The organism is Advenella mandrilli (assembly GCF_016595155.1).
GTDB lineage: Bacteria > Pseudomonadota > Gammaproteobacteria > Burkholderiales > Burkholderiaceae_B > Advenella > Advenella mandrilli.
In genome coordinates this window covers 58,466-76,977 of sequence record NZ_JAENGP010000009.1, presented here as the reverse complement: position 1 = coordinate 76,977, position 18,512 = coordinate 58,466, and the positions used below count along the sequence as shown (strand labels likewise).

Sequence of the window (18,512 nt, the reverse complement as noted above, 5' to 3'; positions counted from 1 at the left end):
TTATAATTGAATATTACGAATAAAAAAGAATGGTTTTACGATACATTGGCGGGTGTTGCGTTAATAGAGGCATCATGGCTGACACGCTTTTGTTTAGCCAGCGAGAACATATACAGCACCAAGATGCACGAAGCGGTAATTAAAGCGGGAAATGCCAGTGACTTGAAAATGGTGGTAAATTCATAACCCCATGAAATCATGGTGCCGCCGGCAAACGCGCCAAAGATGGCACCGCAACGTCCGGCCGCATTGGCCCAGCTAACACCGGTTGCCCGGCACTCGGTGGGATACAAAATGGCAGACAAAGAGTTGAACCCAACCTGTGCGCCACTAATACCCACACCGGCACCAAAAATGCCCAGCACCAACAGCGGAATATTACTGGTTGAAAAACCAATAAGCGCAATGAAACCAGCACCCAATATATAACTGGTAATTAACACTTTATAGGGGTTGCGTTTGTCCATCAAGCTGCCCAGGTAAATGGCGCCCAGCGTACCGCCAATCTGGAAGGCAGCGGTAATCCAGGAAGCTTTGGACAGTTCGACGCCAATACTGCCAAGCAAAGTGGGTACCCAGCTGGAAAACAGGTAAATAATAAGGAAGCTCATGAAGAAAGCCAGCCATAATACCGCCGTTACCATGATCAGGCCCGGCTGGAACAGGGCGGTAACTGCACTTTTGCCAGTTTTGATCTCGTCTAAATGGAAGACCGTATTGGGGTAGGCTTTGCCGGTAATTTTGCCCATGAAAGCGGCAATGCTGGCGGGTGATTCGTTTTTACTAACGCGATAACGGGGCGATTCATCCAGAAAGAAGTAAAGCGCAATCACCAGTGTTAGCGGCAGTACACCACCCAGCACCAAAATACCGTGCCAGTTAACCAGGTGCAGCAATTGTGCGGTTAGTACCCCACCCAGGGCCGAACCCAGCGTAAACCCACAAAACATAAGAGTAACCAGGGCCGAGCGACGACGGGTAGGCAGGAACTCGGATGTCATGGTAATGGCGGTAGGCATGGCACCACCCAGGCCGATGCCGGTTAAAAACCGCAGGAAAGCCAGGGTTTCCATATCGGGAGAAAAGGCCGACAGCAGGCTCATCAGGCCAAAAAAGAAAACGCTAAATATCAGAATTTTCTTGCGTCCCAGGCGGTCTGCCAATGGGCCAAAAACAATGGCACCAAGGGTTAGGCCAATAAGACCGGAAATGAACAGGGGGGTTAGCTGGGGCTTGCTTAAACCCCAATCGGCCACAATGGCTGGTGCAATAAAGCCGATAGCCGCTGTATCAAGACCATCGGTGGCGACAATTAAAAAGCACAGCAGGATGGTTTTCCACTGGTAACGGGAAATAGGGGCATCATCAAGCGCTTTTTGGACGCTTAATGATTGGGATATATTGGACATTGGAAAGTCTCCGGAAAGAAATGCCGGGTCATTTACAATGAGTGAGAGGGTTCCCGGCAGTCTGGTGAAAACAATGCATTTTCACGTATGTTGCCAATGTAACCTGATGTGATATTGAAAATAAAATGATATTTACAGCCTTGCTATAACTTTTAGATTATAACAAGGCGGTGATATTTGCCAGGTTTTAAACGCTTACCGGGCGCTGGCAAAGGTATCGCATTGCGCGATATTGCCGCTTTCCAGACCCCGTTTAAACCAGGTCATGCGCTGTTGTGAGGTGCCATGGGTAAACGAATCGGGCACCACATAACCCTGCTGCTGTTTTTGCAGGCGGTCATCACCCACGGCGGCTGCCGCATTGATGGCCTCATCAATATCGCCAGGTTCAATAATGTCTCCCTGACGGCGTAACTCATTGGCCCAAATGCCGGCCAGGCAATCGGCCTGTAACTCGGACAGAACTGACATGGCATTGGCCTGGCGCTGGTTGCCACGGTTACGAATCTGGTCTACCTGTTCCAGGATGCCCAGGCGGTTTTGCACATGATGGCCAATTTCGTGGGCAATCACATAACCCTGGGCAAAGTCGCCATGCGCACCCAGGCGCTGCCCCATTTCCCTGAAAAAGCTTAAATCCAGATAAACCTTTTCATCGGCCGGGCAATAAAAAGGTCCCATCGCAGCCTGACCCAGGCCACAGGCGCTACGCGTAGACCCGCTGTACAAAACCAGCTTGGGCTCGGGGTAAGCCCCCCATCCCTGTTGTTGGAATATCCTGCCCCAGGCATCTTCGGTGGTTTTAAGCACCTTGGCCACAAATTTGCTTTCGGCATCGCTTAAGCCCTGGGTTGAACTTGTTGAATAGGTGGTTTCTTCATATTGCGAAGGCGTGTCGGAACCGGTCATTTGCAGCAGCATGTTAGGGTCAACCCCAAAATACATGGCAACCAGGATAAGCACGATGGTGCCAAGACCAAATTTTTTTCCGCCACCACCACCACCACCACCGCCACCTCTGCGGCCAAACATGCCACCGCCCATTCCCGTGCGGTTGCCCCGACGGTCTTCTATGTTTTTGCTTTCGTCAGATCCATCCAAACGCATTTTATTTTCCTTGAAACCATGGTTGCCGTATCGCAGCGTGCCGCTGTACAAATGTTTTGGCCCCATTTTAAACATAATCAGGGCAAGTCCCTTAATTTGGGTGTAAACAACTGCAAGTTTTGCGTTCTTGCAACGACGTCTTTTTTTTCACTTAACAAGCCTGCCAACAACTTGCTGTTAAAATGGGAATCCAAACAGGACATTGCATTAATCATGAAATTAATTGGCGCAATCACTGTGATGGCGTGTTTTGCCTGCCCATTGGGGGCCTTACAGATTTTCTGGAGTTGTTTTTGTGGATTTTGGTCAAATAGTTCAATCAATTAGTGTGTATGCGCTGCCCCTGCTTTTTGCAATCACCCTGCACGAGGCAGCCCACGGTTATGTCGCTCAAAAATTTGGTGACCACACCGCATTTATGCTGGGAAGAATCAGCCTGAACCCGGTTAAACATATTGATCCTGTAGGCACCATTATTGTGCCTTTGGCCATGGCCCTGCTTAATACCGGGTTTATTTTTGGCTGGGCCAAGCCGGTACCGGTTAACTTCAACAATTTGCGCAACCCTAAAAAGGACATGATCTGGGTGGCTGCTGCCGGGCCCGGTGCCAATCTGGGCATGGCTATTTTCTGGGCCATCATGGCCAGGGTGGCGCTTGAATTTGGCGGTTTTGGTGGTTTCTGGTGGCTCATGGCCATTGCCGGCATACAGGTAAACGTTATTTTAATGGTGTTTAACCTGTTTCCTTTGCTGCCACTGGATGGCGGGCGCGTGCTGTCGGGTTTATTACCGTCAAAGCTGGCCTGGGAATACAATAAAATTGAACCTTATGGCATGTTTATACTCATAGGATTAATAGTAACCGGAATCATCACCCCTATTATTTTTCCAATTATCCAAATGGTGGTTCAGTGGCTGGTTACCCTGTTCATTCTTTAAGGAACAAGCAAAAACATGACAGTACTTAAAATTGTCAGTTATAACATTCACAAAGGGAAAACGGCGTTGGGGCGTCGCAGTTCACTGTTTGATCTTCGCGCTGGTCTGTTGGCCCTGAAGGCTGATCTGGTTTTCCTGCAAGAAATTCAGGGGCGCAACGAAAAAGAACACCATCAGCATGCCCAGCCCGCTTTATTGGCCGGGCATTTGCACATGGAAGTGGCCTACGGGTGCAATGCCGTCAGGAAAAAAACCGATCATGGCAACGCCCTGTTGTCCAAGTATGAAATTATTGACCATGAAAATGAAGATATTTCCGACCACAAACTGGAGCAGCGTGGTGTTTTGCATGCCCAGGTAAGTGTTGGAAACCAGCGAGTGCATTGTTTTGTGGTGCACCTGGGGCTGTTCAACGTTAGCCGGATCCGTCAGGTAACGGCCATTATCGAACGTATCAAGCGCTTGGTCCCCGAAGACGAGCCCTTGATTATTGCCGGTGACTTCAACGACTGGAATGAAAAGCTAGCCCCTTATTTTGCCAAAGAACTGGGTGTGCATGAAGTGTTTGCCAATACACCGGTGCGGCTGGATGATGAACTGCCCCGAATGAAGGTTTCCTTTAAGCGCCTTTGGGACACGTTCAGTTTCAGGAAACTGATGGAAACTGAAAAAATGCTGCGTTACCAGCGCATTAAAATGCCCGAAATTTCCCTGAAAACCCTGCCTAAAGTGCTTAAGCATTTGCAAGACCCTAACGAATTGCCACCACCGCGCACGTTCCCGGCAGCTTTCCCGTGGTTAAGGCTGGACAGAATGTACCAGCGCGGTTTTGAAATCCGCTCGGCCCAGGTGTTAAAAGGCAAGCCCTGGAATAAAATATCCGACCATGCGCCTATTTGTGTGGAACTGGCGTTGGTTAAGCCTCAGGACGTTGCCAAGGCTGAGGTTTTAGAGGCTGGTGTAGCAGATGCTGATGCTTCAGCGACGCTGTGTGCGTAACTATTCTGTTCGGGGCTTCGCTTGAGAATGTGCCTGTTATGTAACCACCCCGTCGCTACGCGCCACCCCTCCGCAGAGGGGAATTATTTGAGGCTTCGCTGGGTGGGTTGGTTGGGTTAGGACCACCCCGGCGCTTTGCGCCACCCCTCCACCGGAGGGGAATGTGTAGCACAAACGTTTCCACGAAGAAGGAAAATTCCCCTCTGCGGAGGGGTGGCAGGCGAAGCCTGACGGGGTGGTTGTGTCACAAGTCAAAGCCCCAAGCGAAGCCTGACAGAGGTCACATAACAGGCCACAACTCCAAAACGAAGCCTCTGACAGGCTGGGGCCATAACCACCCGTTACCGCTGATCGTCCTGATGGATATCCAGCGCTTCAAGAAAGCGTGACACCATATTGTAGGCACCAATGGTGGCGGTTAATTCCACCAGTTGCGGGTTGTCATAATGCTTACGCACCGCTTCAAAAACTTCCTTGGGAACCTGAATCTGCCGGGTCATGGAATCGGTGTAGGCCAACACGGCGCGGGTTTTGTTGTCAAACAAATCACTGCTTTCCCAATTATCCAGGGCATCCAGCTGGGCCTGGGTGACGCCTTCTTGCAGGGCAATGGGGGCGTGCTGGTCGGCCTCATAGGGGGCGCCATTCAATACCGCCACCCGCATAATAATTAACTCCCGGATATCACCGGGCAGGCTGCTTTTCTGGCGTACGGCGGTTAAGTAGTCTAGCCAGCCCTGTGCAATGGCGGGGCTGTGTAGCAGCATTTGGTACAAATGAATCACGCTGCCGCGCTCGGCCACAATCTGGTCAACCAGGGGCTTGGTTTGCGGGGTGGTTAAATCGGCATAAGGTAAACGCGCCATTAAATAATATCTCCTGTTGTCATGTTAATTTGTTAAGTAAATTTCCCCGCCTGAAAACGGGGAAGTAATGCAGTTAATCATAAAAAATAAATAAGTGTTTTAACAGGCATTTTCGGGCCTATAAAACCTGCGACACCGTATCGCTTAGCCGGCTCACAATATCGCTAATATCTTCCTGGGTGCAAGTAAAGGGGGGAGCCAGCAAAATGTGGTCGCCCAGGCGCCCGTCTATGGTGCCGCCCGATGGGTAGACCAGCAAACCGTTTTCCTTGGCCTGAGCCTTGATTTTTGCATGAATTTTATGGGCAGGGTCAAGGGGTTTTTTGCTTTCCCGGTCTTGCACCAGCTCTAGGCCTACAAAAAGCCCGCGCCCGCGAATATCACCAATATGCGGGTTATTGGCAAACGCCTGGCGCAATTCGCTGCGTAATTGCTCACCCCGTTGCAGTACATTGGCCAGCAGGTTTTGTTCCTGAATGGTTTTTTGCACGGCCAGTGCCGCTGCGCAGGCCGTAGCGTGCCCAATATAGGTATGGCCGTGCTGGAAATAACCGCTGCCATTCACAATCACATCGTAAATTTTATCGGTGCACAAGGTGGCGCCAATGGGCTGGTAACCAGCCCCCAGGCCTTTGGCAATAGTAAGAATATCGGGTGCCACGCCATCTTCTTCGCAGGCAAACAAGTGGCCGGTGCGGCCCATACCCGACATAATTTCATCAAGAATAAGCAAAACACCGTATTTGTCGCAAACCGCGCGAATTTTTTCCAGGTAGGTTTTTACCGGCGGTACCGCACCCGCGGTGGCACCCACCACGGTTTCGGCCACAAAAGCGGCCACGGTAGAAGGTCCCAACTCAAGGATTTTATCTTCCAGCTCCAGGGCCAGGCGGGACGCGTATTGTTCTTCGGACTCGTTCTCGCGCTGGTCGCGGTAGGCATAGCACGGAGACACGTGATGCGACTCTATAAGCAGAGGCAGGAAAGGCTGGCGCCGCCAGACATTGCCACCAATCGCCAGGGCACCCAGCGTATTGCCATGATAGCTTTGGCGTCGGGCAATAAAATGCCTGCGTTCGGTTTGGTCAATTTCCACAAAATACTGGCGTGCCAGTTTCAGGGCTGTCTCTATCGCCTCGGAGCCACCCGATACAAAATACACATGGTTCAGGCTGCCAGGTGCTTTCTGTTGCAGAAAATCGGCCAGGTCTTCGGCCACCTGGGTGGTGAAAAATGACGTGTGCGCATAAGCAATCGTGTCAAGCTGCTGCTTGATGGCTTCAATCACTGCCGGATGGCCGTGACCAAGGCAGGAAACCGCCGCCCCGCCGCATGCATCTATATAGCTTTTTCCGTCAGAATCAAAAAGACGGATTCCTTTGCCGCTGACGGCTGTTTTCATGGATATTTTGGGGTTACGATGGAAAACATGAGTCATATTTCCAAACTCCGGGTAAATCCCTGCAATAATAGCGGGACAGGGCAAGCCAAAGGGAGCAAACACGGGCCGTGTGGCTTGAATTTGCCAGTTTGATACAGCAATGAATACGTCCGACTATTCTATACCGGAAGTGAAAATTTCAAAACTCTCAATATTAAAGTAAAATGCAAGAATCATACATATGGCAAAAATATGGCAAAATCCAGCAAAGGTGTTCTGTTTACTTTGACAAAAAAATAATATGACAACAAAAATTCTTATTGTTCGCTCTTCTTCGCTGGGCGATCTGGTGCACATGCTGCCGGCCATTTCCGATATTGCCAAACATGTGCCCAACGCCCAAATAGATTGGGTGGCCGAAGAGGCCTTTGCCGAAATCCCTTCCTGGCATCCCAGCGTGCACGACGTCATTAAAGTGGCGCACCGGCGCTGGCGCAAAACCTGGTGGTCGGCGCCAACAAGACAGGAAAGGGCCGCGCTTAAACGTAAACTTCACAGCACCCAATACGACATCGTGCTAGACATGCAGGCCTTAATGAAGTCCGCCTGGATCGTCCGTCAGGCCAAAGGGGTCAAGCACGGGTTAGACTGGAAATCCGCCCGTGAGCCCCTGGCTTCCCTGTTTTATGATGTTCGCCATACGGTGGCTTTCTGGCAACCAGCGGTTACCCGCCAACGCATGCTGGCAGCGGCCACGTTTAACTACCAGTACGAAGGCGAGCCCGATTTTGGCCTGCAAACATTTACCCATGGCGTTGCCATACAGGATTACGCGGTTATCATGCCGTCGGCCAGCCGTGAAGATAAACTGTGGCCCGAAGCCGACTGGCATGCTGTGTTTCGTGAGCTGAATGCCGCCGGGCTGGGCTTAAAATTGCTGGCAGGCAACGAAAAAGAAGCTGAACGCGCCAAAGCGTTGGTGAGCGATTTTCCTGATGCGGAAATTTTGCCCCGTATGTCCTTAACCGATGTTGCCCGGGTTATTGCACCTGCCCGCATCATGATTGGTCTTGATAGCGGTCTGACGCATTTGTCTGCGGCGCTGGGCCGACCCACGATTGGCATTTACAGCGCCTCTACCCCGGTGCGCACGCCCTTGGTAGGTGCGGCCTTTACGGCCAGCCTGGGTGATCGGGGTATTCCACCCACCCGAGAAATGGTGTTGTCAAAACTGAAACAGGCACTGGCAAGCTAACCATGAACCGATTCTTTTATACCAGCACGCTGCGTCTTATTACTCCCATTGCCCTGTGGCTACTAGAGCGTCGTGCCCGCAAGGCGGGGGGGAGATGGGATATTCGCAGCGATGAGCGGTTTGGCCGTTATCCCCATCCGGCGCCTGCGGGCAGCAACATTGCCCCGGGCGATGACGAAGGCTATGCCGAAACCATTTTCACGTTCAGGCGGCCGGTTTGGGTGCATGCCGTCAGCCTGGGTGAAACCCGGGCCGCACATCCGTTAATCCAGGCCCTGCTAGACCAGGGCTATCCCGTTTTGTTAACCCACATGACGGCTACCGGTAGGGCACAAGGGGCCCGCATGTTTGCCGAAGCGATAGGCCAGGGCATGTTATGCCAGGCCTGGGTACCCTACGACTTTCCCGAGGCGGTTAGCGGCTTTATAGATCATTGGAAGCCACGTTGTGGCATTTTGATAGAGCGTGAAATATGGCCCAATATGGTGGCCGAGGCCAATCGCCAGAAAATGCCGCTGATTGTGGCCAGTGCCCGGTTTTCTGAATCGGCCTACAAACAGGCTCATTGGCTGGGCAGCGTCATGCGCAATGCCCTGGGCGGACTAAACCTGGTGCTTACCCAAAGCCGTGCCGATTCTGCCCGGCTTGATGCCTTGGGCGTTAAACGCATGCAGGTGGTGGGCAACCTGAAATTTGATCTTAATATTTCTTATAACCAGGTGCATACCGGCAAGGTGGTGAGACAGGTTATTAACCGTCAGGTGGTGGCGATTGCCAGCACCCGCGATGGTGAAGAAGAATATTTTCTTAAAGCCATTAAGGCGTTGGTTAAAAATCGTGAGCGGCAGGTGCAAAACCAGGAGAACATGGCGCCTTTGCCCCTGTTCATGATTATTCCCCGTCATCCACAGCGCTTTAGGGAAGTAGAAACACTTATTCAGCAAAGCGGCCTTAACTACCAGTGCCGCTCGCAAAATCCTGTCAATAGCGACCTGAAGACCATTGATATCCTGTTGTGTGATAGTGTTGGAGACATGTTCTTTTACTACGCCATGTCAGATTTGGCGATAATCGCCGGCAGTTTTGGCGAGTATGGCGGTCAAAACCACATAGAAGCCTGTGCCGTGGGTGTGCCGGTCATTGTTGGTCCGCATACTGAAAATTTCCAGCAATCGGTGGAAGATGCCTTGTCAGAAGGGGCCGCCCGGCGTACCCAGAACGAGGAAGAAGCCATCAAACTGGCACTTAAAATTTTGAATAATGAAGAACAGCGGCTTGGCATGAGTAAGGCGGCCAAGCAATGGTTATCATTGCATGAAGGCGCTACCGACCGGATCATGAGTGCCCTGAAACCCTATCTTCGTTAGTTTCGTTAGTATTACCAGAGTTACCCATAATGACCCTATTGCCCAGTGCAGGCACGCTGCAGAAAACCCTGTTTTCCGCTTTGCCTGACTTTCCTTCCATTGCCTGGGTTGAGCAAATTGATTCAACCAATACTTTTCTCATGCAAGAAGCCCGCAACCCGCAAAGCCAGTGGGGGCGGCCCGCCCTGATTGGTGCGCATCACCAGCAACAGGGCAAAGGGCGTGGCGGGCGCAAATGGGTAAACAGCAAAGCTGGCACCTTAATGTTTTCTTGTGCGTACGATGTTTTCCTGCCGCCGGCACAACTGCCCATGCTGGCACCGGTAGCGGGTATTGTGGCTTGTGAACAGTTGCGTAAAATGGTGGGGCCTGCCGGCCAGGACCGGTTAAGCATGAAATGGCCCAATGACATCCAGTTTGATGATGGCAAGCTCTCGGGCCTGCTGGTTGAATCGGTCAGGCCAGGTAATGGCCGGGTTAGCGAGCGCCATCATGTCGTGGTGGTGGGCATGGGGATGAACCTTTCCCAGGCACAAGCCCTTAGCAAAGATCTGGACCGTAAAGTGGCCGACTGGACATCCGTCTTAATTAGCCTGAATCGGCAAGATGAGCAGGCTGAACATATTGGCCTGCTGGTTGCTCGTATTGCCCGGGCCTGGTCCGAGGCTTTTTCCCTTTACGAACAGGAAGGCTTCGCGCCGTTCCGGCAACGTCATGAAAGCCTGGATGCGCTTAAAACCTGTGAGGTAAATGTGCTATCTGGTGATAGAATTGTACTAACAGGCACCGCCCGGGGGTTAAATGACCAGGCATGCCTGGTGGTTGAAAACGGGCAGGGCCGGCATCTTGTCACCAACGGTGATATCAGCATTCGTGCCCGTACCCAAACCTAGGAGCACGCTATGCTCATGTTACTGATCGATTCGGGCAATACCCGAGTAAAAATCACTTATCTTATTAACCAGTTCCGGCAAACCGAAGACCTTCTGGTGCTGGAGCACGACCATCTGGAAAAACTGTACGAGTGGTGCAATGCCTTGCCCGAAGTCCCGCTAAGGGCCATTGGTGTTAACGTGGCCGGTGAAGACATTGCACATAAAATCCAGCAGGCCCTGCCTGCTTCCTGTACGCTTCAATGGCTGGCCGCGCAGGCAAAAACCCTGCACCTGAAAAACAGCTATAAAATTCCCGAACAATTGGGGGCCGACCGCTGGATGGGGTTATTGGGGCTTTCCGAACATCGTCAAAACCCCGAACTGCCCGCCATGCTGGTGAGCTTTGGTACCGCCACGACCGTCGATGCCTTAGATGCCGACAATATGTTCATGGGGGGGCTGATCTTTCCGGGCGTCATGCTAATGCGGGCCAGCCTGCATAAAGGCACCGCTAACCTGCCCGCCATCGACTTGCGTAAAAAAGAAGTGCCACCGGCCTTTCCACAGAATACCCAACAGGCCATTTTAAGTGGCATTCTTGCCGCCCAGGCGGGGGCAATTGTGCGGCAATGGAAAGCCGTGCTGGATAAAACCGGACAGCAACCCAAAATATTTGTCACAGGCGGTGCCCGACATGGCGTATTGCCAGAATTGCTTCGCCTGCTTAACGACATTGCCCGGGTAAAAGGATTTGATACAATCACTTTACAAGAAATTGAATCACCCGTGCTGGACGGCTTGCGTATTTATGCACGGGACGAATGGAATCACTAATAATGCGAACCTTGTTTTTTGTTATTTTGCTGGCCAATGGTTTGGTGTATGCACAGGGGCAGGGCTGGCTGGGCACGCCACCCAGTGAAATAAGCCCGGGGGTGGTCGTTAAACCACCGGTAGAATTCAAATCACATGCACTTAAAACAGGGCCGTTGGGCCAGTAATAGTAATGGCAATTAAAACAGAAAAAATTATCTTGAATGGCATGGCCGGCAATATAGATTGCGCCATCGACTGGCCCGATACCCCCATTAGGGGCTGGGCCCTGGTATTGCACCCGCACCCTTTGCATGAAGGCACGCGTGACAATAAAATTGTGACCACCGTGGCCCGTACCTGCGCCCAAAATGGCCTGGTTGCGGTGCGTCCCAACTTCAGGGGCGTTGGTTTGTCTGAAGGCGAATTTGACAGGGCCCAGGGTGAAACCCGTGACATGCAAATGCTTATACAGCAAATAGAACAGTTTTATCCCGACGTAGGCCATAAGAAATGGGTGCTGGCCGGATTTTCATTTGGTACGGCCGTGGCGGCGCAACTTTATGCTGAACAAAAACAAGCCCAGCATAAGCTGCCCGATGCCATGATGCTGCTGGGGCCTGCGGTATGGCGGTTTCAATATCGCGATATTGAACTACCGGCCGACTTGCTGGTCGTACATGGTGAAAAAGATGAGGTTGTACCTTTGCAGGAAGTCTTTGACTGGATCAGGCCCTTCCAGATTCCGGTCACTGTTATGCCTGAAGCGACCCATTTTTTTCATGGGTTCCTGCTTCAATTGAAAAAATTGATACAAATCAGGTTGGACCAAATCCTGAAATAAGCCTGTGCTGGCGTGGGTTTACCGGCAGCAGGGCTTATAATAATTGGCAAATGCATGGTTTTCCATGTCATTACCTTACTTAATCACTTTTAACCGGGTACTGTTTTTTTATGTCTTCCAGTCGTTTATTTCTTGGTCTTATCGTTGTGGCACTCGCTGGGGGTGGCTACTATTATTATGATAAAAACAAAACACCTGCCCAGGCAGAAACAACAGTAAACGGCTCGGTTGTCACCTCGGTTCTTAATAACCCCGCAGCGGTGGCCGCACAAACGCCCGAAATCCGTTCAAGCATCTCGCTTACCAATGAACAAACCCCAGTGGTTAGCGAGTTTGCCAGCGTTGCGCCGCCTAGCCCACCGGTTAAGGCCTGGATGGTTTTTGATGCCACCAGTAACCAGATTATTGGCAATGTCGAACCCGACATGAAACTTGCTCCGGCTTCGCTCACCAAGCTCATGACGGCCAGCCTGGTGTTTGCTGCCCTTGACGACAAACGCATCAGCCTGGACCAAATGGTAACGGTTTCTGAAAAAGCCTGGAAAACCGGTGGTTCGCGCATGTTTATTGAAGTGAATAAACAGGTATCGGTGGGTGATTTGTTGCAAGGCATGATTGTGCAATCAGGCAACGATGCCACCATTCAGCTGGCCGAAGTGGTTGCCGGCAGCGAAGGCGTTTTTGTGGGGCAAATGAACCAGGAAGCCAAAACTTTTGGCATGAATGATACCCATTTTGCCGACCCTACCGGCCTGCCGTCGCCCGACACCTACACCACCGTGCGTGACCTGTCGGTATTGGCCCAGCATATTATTAAAGACTATCCCAGCTATTATCATTATTTCAGCCAGCCTGAATTTACCTTCAATAAAATCAAACAACCCAACCGTAACGGCCTGCTGTATCGCAATATTGGCGTAGATGGCCTTAAAACCGGCCATACCGATGATGCCGGTTATTGTCTTATTTCCACAGCCGAGCGCGATGGGCGCCGCATTATCACGATTGTGGTGGGCGCCGATTCGGTGCGTGCCCGAGAGCAGGTTAGCCAAACCCTGCTTGACTGGGGCTTCCAGAATTTTAGCGACAAAACCGTTGCCGAAGCCGGTAAACCCCTGGTGCAGCCACGCGTGTGGGAAGGCGAAACCAAACAGGTTAACCTGGGCTCGCTTAATCCGGTAACCGTTACGGTACCCCGTGGCCAGGAAAATGCCGTCCAGGTTGTTACCCAATACAACGGCAAACTGGTGGCCCCGCTGGCCAAAGGCCAAACCGTGGGCAATGTACAGTTTGTACTTGATGGCAAAATTCTTAAACAAGAACCCCTGGTGGTGACTGAAGCGGTTGCCCAAGCCGGCTTTGTTGGCCGCATGTGGGACAAACTGCTAGGCATGTTTTAAAATTAAATGCGAGTTCCCACGCAGGAGTGAACTGACCCCAAAAAGCAGGCCCCCAAGGGAACAAGTCGGATAATTCCCCTCCTGCGGAGGGGTGGCGCATAGCGCCGGGGTGGTTTTCCCGCGTTGAAACCGATAACGGGCATCTAACACATTTTTATTTTCGGGCCGCCTTGAATAACTTCAGTCCGGCCTTATTTACTCGGCATAGAGGTTGATGGTGATACAAGGCATTAGCAGTGACAGCCTGGTTTATCTGAATGGCGAATACCTGCCACTCAGCCAGGCAAAAATTTCGGTTTTAGACAGGGGGTTTATTTTTGGTGACGGCATTTATGAAGTGGTGCCAGCCTATAACCGCAAACCATTCCGCCTGAACGAACATGTGGCCCGGTTAGAGCGCAGCCTTAAAGCGATTAAACTGGAAACCGGCAAAACCACCCAAGACTGGATCCAGCTCATGACCGACATGGTTAACAAAGCGGAAACCGACAACACCTTTGTGTACCTGCAGGTTACCCGTGGCGTGGCCAAACGTGATCATGCTTACCCAAACCCGCCGGTTGCACCCACCATCTTCTTAATGAGCTCGCCGTTTGAGCGTCCTTCCGAAGAACTGCGGACCAAGGGTTTCCGGGTGGTAAGCATGCCAGACGAACGCTGGTACCACTGCGACATTAAAAGCGTTTCCCTGCTGGGCAACATTCTGGCTAAAGAATATGCCCATGCCAAAGGCGTAGACGACGTCATCCAGTTTCGTGACGGCTTCTTAACCGAGGCCTCTTCGGCCAACATCTGGGTGGTTAAAGATGGTACGCTGCTGGCGCCACTTAAAAACAACCTTATTTTAGAAGGCATTCGCTACGGCTTAATGGAAAAACTGGCCGCCCAGTGTGGCATCCCGTTTAGGGCACAAAACATTAGCGAAGAACAGGTCGCCCAGGCCGATGAGCTGCTGTTTACCTCGGCCACCAAAGAAGTGCTGCCTATTCTTGAATACAATGGCCAGCCGGTGGGCCAGGGCGTTGCCGGCCCCATCTACCAAAAGCTGCGTGCCGCTTACGACTTGGAAATAGAAAACTTATGATGAAAGAAATACCCCCCGAAGAATCCTTAATTGAATACCCTTGCGACTTTCCCATTAAGGTGATGGGCGTTAATCACCCCGAACTGGCCCAAATGCTGTTGGAACTGGTATTGCAATACGACCCCGACTTTGATGCCAGCACCGTGGAAATGCGTCCCAGCAAAGGCGGCAACTACATTGGCTTAACCTTTACCGTGCGCGCCACCTCCCGTGAGCAGCTGGACAACATCTACCGCACCCTGCACGGGCATGAGCTGGTTAAGGTGGTGCTGTAAACACATGACGCAGCTTAAACGGCTAGAAGGCCTGGCTGACTACGAAAGTACCTGGCAGGCCATGAAAACCTTTACCGAAAACCGCCCGCCCGACGCTGATAACCAGATCTGGCAGGTGGAGCATCCGCCTGTTTACACCCTAGGGCAGGCCGGCAAGCCCGAACACATCCTGAACGCCGGGAATATTCCGGTGATTCGCTGCAACCGGGGCGGACAGGTCACCTACCATGGCCCGGGTCAGGTGGTGATTTACCCCTTGATCAACCTGCACCGCGCCAACATGTTCGTAAAAGAATACGTTACCGCGCTGGAAGACGCCATCATCCAGACCCTTAACGACTATGGCATTAGCCAGGCCTGCCGAAAAGAGGGCGCGCCGGGCGTGTATGTGCCCATGGACAATAACGAACTGGCCAAAATTGCCGCCCTGGGCGTGAAAGTTAGTCGTGGCTGCACCTACCATGGTCTGGCCATTAATGTTGATATGGATTTAAGCCCGTTTGAAGGCATCAACCCCTGCGGCTATGCCCAATTAAAAACCATTGACATGAAAACCGTTGGCGCGAAGGTCAGCTGGCAGGAAATGGCCGATACAGTAAGCGGGTACTTGCTGGAAGCATTTGCGTAAGTAAGTTGGCGATGCTAAGGGAAGGGTCTGCGTTCCCACGCAGAGCATGTGAACTAGAGCTGACCGAGCACACTTGCATAATCAATTTTGAGCAAAAACCCTGTTTTATAATTGATTTTATGCATGTGTAATCGAAAAAATGCATTTTCAAAACAATATAATCGATTTTGTGCACAATCGCTGAACCCAATAGGAGTTATTAATGAACACGCTTCTTGCTGACCCCATTGGCGCGGCATGGTTGGCCAAAACGTATCAAATCACTCCGGTAGGGCGTTTGCCAGTACAAAGTCAGATCGGTGGCCGACGGGTTACGCAAATTATAGATGGCGACCGGCTGGAAACCTATCCGGAAACCATGCGGCCCGCTTCAGAGCCTGCAGCCCATTTGCAATTTCATTTGCGTCACGAAATTCCCCATCTGGAATTTTTATCCCGTTTTTTTGCCAAAACAGGGGGTGATTTTATCCAGGCCTGGGTCAATGCCGAACCCACAGGGCAATATGCGCGCCGGGCGGCTTTTTTATATGAATGGATCAGCAATGCTACGTTACAGCTACCAGAACGCTTGGGTGGCAACTATGTTGATGCCATCGACAGCAGTAAACTGGTGGCCTCTTCAAAAGACCAAGTCATAAAATCATCGCGTTGGCGTGTTAATGATAACTTGCCGGGAACGCGCTACTTCTGTCCGATGATTGTCAAAACCGATGCTGTTATGCTGGCCATGAAGCTGGATGTGCCGCATTTATTCCAGAACCTGGCTGCTGAATTTGGTGAAGACCTGTTAAGACGTGCCGCCATCTGGATGACACTGCGGGAAAGCAAAGCCAGTTTTGCCATAGAAAGGGAGGCGGACCGCACCAATCGCATTGAACGGTTTGCCGATGTCATGGCGCGCCGGACCGGGCAGGGTGATTTACCTTTAAGCAACGAGGCACTTGCACAATTACAGGGTGAAATCCTGGGCGATCGCACCACGGTTACGCATTTTGGTGTGCGTCAGTCTCCGGTATTTGTGGGGGAAACCTTCCATTACCAGGATGTGGTTCACTATGTGGCACCACCAGCGGCAGAGGTGCCGCCCATGCTGGAAGGCCTGCGCGTTTTTCTGGAGCGTACCCAAGGGCAGTCACCGGTCATGCGTTGTGCGGTAACCGCTTTTGGTTTTGTATATATTCACCCATTGGCGGATGGCAATGGCCGCATACACCGCTTTCTGGTTAATGACCTGCTGCGTCGTGACGGGGCTGTGCCAGACCCTGTTATTTTGCCTGTGTCAGCGGTTATTACAGACAATGCCGCAGAACGTCAGGCTTATGACATGATACTGGATGAGGTTTCCAAACCCTTGATGCGAACGCTAAGTGATGATGTTTCGTTTAGCGCCACCGACATCACTTACCCGGATGGTGTAACATCCAATTTTGAATTCAGCGGTGTAGAAAAAGCCCGTCATGTATGGCGTTACCTTGATCTTGGACCGCATGTGATGTATTTGTCCAATATTATCAGGCGGACGTTAACCGAACAGATGCGTGAGCAATCCCGTTATTTACGCAATCATGCACGGGCACGCCAGGCACTTAAAGAAATAATTGAAATGCCCGACCAGCAGGCAGACCGCGTGCTGCGTTCCATTGAGCAAAACCAGGGTGCATTAAGCAACGTATTGGCCAAACAAATGCCAATATTGCAGGCACCAGGTATATGGGACGCGATTGTTGAAGCGGTCGCACAAGCCTTTCAAGAGGATTTGCCGGTTGACCAGCATGTTGTTAACCGGCATCACCCATCGCGGCCGGCTGGTGGAGAGTAACTGTTCCCGGCCCTTTCGCGTCAACATGCATTGGTTCCCGCGTGGGAATGCAACCATTCTATAAAAACATACTACAATTGCAGTCAAATTTAATTGCAATCCCACACAGGACCAATCCCACCCCATGAAAACTAAATATCAAACCTATCTGGACAGTACCGTTGTGCTGATAAGCGCATTGATGTTTTTGGTGGTGGTTAGTAACCAGAACATGCCCAGTACCGTGTTTTATGTACTGTGCGCTTTATCTTTGGTGATATGGGGTAGCAACCGTAAAAACATTCAAAACGACCCTGCTGCCTGTTCAAACCAATACAAAACCCTGTTCATCTTGTGCGCGGTCAACCTGCTGGCTGTGCTGGTATCCAAAATAGCGCACCAGCATCTTTCGGGCTCTGAAATAGAAAAAGCCGCGCGGTTTTCGGTAGGGTTGCCCCTGCTGATGCTGGGCATGAAATACATTCCGGTAGATAAACTGAAACACTGCCTGTGGGGTGTTTATGCAGCGGTGCTGTATGCGTTTGCTTATGTTGCTTATCTGTCCTGGCCAGATTTTGTCAGGCCAGATACGTCTGATGTCTACAACGCAGTGGGCTATGGGGTGATTACCCTGTTGTTAAGCAGCATTACCTTATATTCCATTGGGGTGCCCTTAACCGGCAAACCCCGTTTGGAAAAAACCGCCAAAATCATCGTAGGCTTGCTTGGCATGGCTGGCTTCATGTTAACGCAAACCCGAACCGGCCTGCTGGTTTTGCCGGTGTATTTGCTGCTGGGCATTTTGTTAGCCTGGAAAGACAAATCCCGCATAAAAATTGTGATTGGCTACTTGGCCAGTATTGCCGTCATCTTTGCCTTGTTGTTTTCCATTCCAATGGTACAAAACCGGGTGGAATTGGCTAAAAATGAATTTTTGCAATGTATTCATGTTAATCCTATTGCCGACGAGTCTATCTGTATTCGTTTGCAATTGTGGAACACAGCCATTGATATCTGGAAGCGCAACCCCTTAACCGGCACGGGCAGCAATGCGCAATTCAGTAAAGAATTGCAAAACCATAGCGTGCCAAAAGGCCTGGCCTCGCAAACCACCGCCAATGATTTTGGGGAACCGCATAACGATTACTTGCAGGCGTTAAGCAGCTTTGGCCCATTGGGCGTATTAGGCTTGCTGTTTTTATATTTTGCCCCTGCCTGGCTATTTGTAAAGCGCCTGATCCAATCCAAGCAAGTGGCCATTCGCAGTTTTGCGGCCATGGGGGCTGCCGTTTGCCTGGGGTTTGCGGTATACAGCATGACCGAGCTCATGTTCCGTGGCATGCGAACGCTTTCTTTTTATACCTTCATGGTAGCGGTATTCTTGCTGCTTTCTGCCACCCATAAAGGCAATCAATTGTCAGGTAAATAAAATTCAGCCTAATAAATCAAACGCGTAAGGATTCAAGGGTTT

General features: G+C 51.3%; 18 protein-coding genes. 14 read left to right on the top strand and 4 right to left on the bottom strand.

Annotation, left to right across the window (positions count from 1 at the left end):
- Positions 1-35 precede the first annotated feature (35 nt).
- On the bottom strand, positions 36-1,409 hold the full coding sequence (locus JHL22_RS08845; protein WP_200236111.1) for an MFS transporter: 1,374 nt from the start codon (positions 1,407-1,409) through the stop codon (positions 36-38).
- Between the two features lie 195 nt (positions 1,410-1,604).
- Positions 1,605-2,516, bottom strand: a complete 912-nt coding sequence (ypfJ, locus tag JHL22_RS08840; RefSeq protein WP_200236109.1) for a KPN_02809 family neutral zinc metallopeptidase — start codon at positions 2,514-2,516, stop codon at positions 1,605-1,607.
- A 295-nt stretch (positions 2,517-2,811) separates the two neighbouring features.
- Here ypfJ and JHL22_RS08835 point away from each other — a divergent pair, with 295 nt between their 5' ends.
- Entirely contained in the window at positions 2,812-3,456 is a 645-nt protein-coding gene (locus JHL22_RS08835; protein WP_200236107.1) for a site-2 protease family protein, read from the top strand.
- Positions 3,457-3,471: 15 nt separating this feature from the next.
- On the top strand, positions 3,472-4,455 hold the full coding sequence (locus JHL22_RS08830; protein WP_200236105.1) for an endonuclease/exonuclease/phosphatase family protein: 984 nt from the start codon (positions 3,472-3,474) through the stop codon (positions 4,453-4,455).
- Positions 4,456-4,796: 341 nt separating this feature from the next.
- On the opposite strand, the gene JHL22_RS08825 is transcribed toward JHL22_RS08830, so the two are convergent.
- A complete protein-coding gene (locus JHL22_RS08825; RefSeq protein WP_200236103.1) occupies positions 4,797-5,321 on the bottom strand; it encodes a carboxymuconolactone decarboxylase family protein in 525 nt (174 codons plus the stop codon).
- Positions 5,322-5,439: 118 nt separating this feature from the next.
- Positions 5,440-6,759 carry an aspartate aminotransferase family protein gene (locus JHL22_RS08820; protein ID WP_200236101.1) on the bottom strand — a complete coding sequence of 440 codons (1,320 nt, stop codon included), beginning with the start codon at positions 6,757-6,759 and terminating at the stop codon, positions 5,440-5,442.
- A 244-nt stretch (positions 6,760-7,003) separates the two neighbouring features.
- Here JHL22_RS08820 and waaC point away from each other — a divergent pair, with 244 nt between their 5' ends.
- From waaC to JHL22_RS08760, 12 genes are all read left to right on the top strand, one after another.
- A complete protein-coding gene (gene waaC, locus JHL22_RS08815; RefSeq protein WP_200236099.1) occupies positions 7,004-7,957 on the top strand; it encodes a lipopolysaccharide heptosyltransferase I in 954 nt (317 codons plus the stop codon).
- A gap of 2 nt (positions 7,958-7,959) precedes the next feature.
- Positions 7,960-9,324 carry a 3-deoxy-D-manno-octulosonic acid transferase gene (locus JHL22_RS08810; protein WP_200236097.1) on the top strand — a complete coding sequence of 455 codons (1,365 nt, stop codon included), beginning with the start codon at positions 7,960-7,962 and terminating at the stop codon, positions 9,322-9,324.
- A gap of 29 nt (positions 9,325-9,353) precedes the next feature.
- Complete coding sequence (locus JHL22_RS08805; protein WP_200236095.1) at positions 9,354-10,217, top strand: biotin--[acetyl-CoA-carboxylase] ligase; 864 nt, start codon at positions 9,354-9,356, stop codon at positions 10,215-10,217.
- A 9-nt stretch (positions 10,218-10,226) separates the two neighbouring features.
- Complete coding sequence (locus tag JHL22_RS08800; protein WP_200236093.1) at positions 10,227-11,033, top strand: type III pantothenate kinase; 807 nt, start codon at positions 10,227-10,229, stop codon at positions 11,031-11,033.
- A 2-nt stretch (positions 11,034-11,035) separates the two neighbouring features.
- A complete protein-coding gene (locus JHL22_RS08795) occupies positions 11,036-11,200 on the top strand; it encodes a hypothetical protein (RefSeq protein WP_200236090.1) in 165 nt (54 codons plus the stop codon).
- 5 nt (positions 11,201-11,205) lie between these two features.
- Positions 11,206-11,856 (top strand): alpha/beta hydrolase, encoded by a 651-nt coding sequence (locus JHL22_RS08790; RefSeq protein WP_200236088.1) that lies wholly within the window; start codon positions 11,206-11,208, stop codon positions 11,854-11,856.
- Positions 11,857-11,966: 110 nt separating this feature from the next.
- Positions 11,967-13,256: a D-alanyl-D-alanine carboxypeptidase family protein gene (locus JHL22_RS08785; RefSeq protein ID WP_200236085.1), complete on the top strand. Its 1,290-nt coding sequence runs from the start codon at positions 11,967-11,969 to the stop codon at positions 13,254-13,256.
- 214 nt (positions 13,257-13,470) lie between these two features.
- The gene (locus JHL22_RS08780; RefSeq protein ID WP_200236344.1) at positions 13,471-14,340 is read left to right on the top strand and encodes a D-amino acid aminotransferase; all 870 of its coding nucleotides are present in this window, start codon (positions 13,471-13,473) and stop codon (positions 14,338-14,340) included.
- A complete protein-coding gene (locus JHL22_RS08775) occupies positions 14,340-14,615 on the top strand; it encodes a DUF493 family protein (protein ID WP_200236341.1) in 276 nt (91 codons plus the stop codon). Before JHL22_RS08780 ends, JHL22_RS08775 begins: the two co-directional genes overlap by 1 nt.
- 4 nt (positions 14,616-14,619) lie before the next feature.
- Positions 14,620-15,243 (top strand): lipoyl(octanoyl) transferase LipB, encoded by a 624-nt coding sequence (lipB, locus tag JHL22_RS08770; protein WP_200236083.1) that lies wholly within the window; start codon positions 14,620-14,622, stop codon positions 15,241-15,243.
- A gap of 202 nt (positions 15,244-15,445) precedes the next feature.
- Complete coding sequence (locus JHL22_RS08765; protein ID WP_200236081.1) at positions 15,446-17,062, top strand: Fic family protein; 1,617 nt, start codon at positions 15,446-15,448, stop codon at positions 17,060-17,062.
- A gap of 124 nt (positions 17,063-17,186) precedes the next feature.
- Complete coding sequence (locus tag JHL22_RS08760) at positions 17,187-18,470, top strand: O-antigen ligase family protein (protein ID WP_200236079.1); 1,284 nt, start codon at positions 17,187-17,189, stop codon at positions 18,468-18,470.
- Positions 18,471-18,512 lie beyond the last annotated feature (42 nt).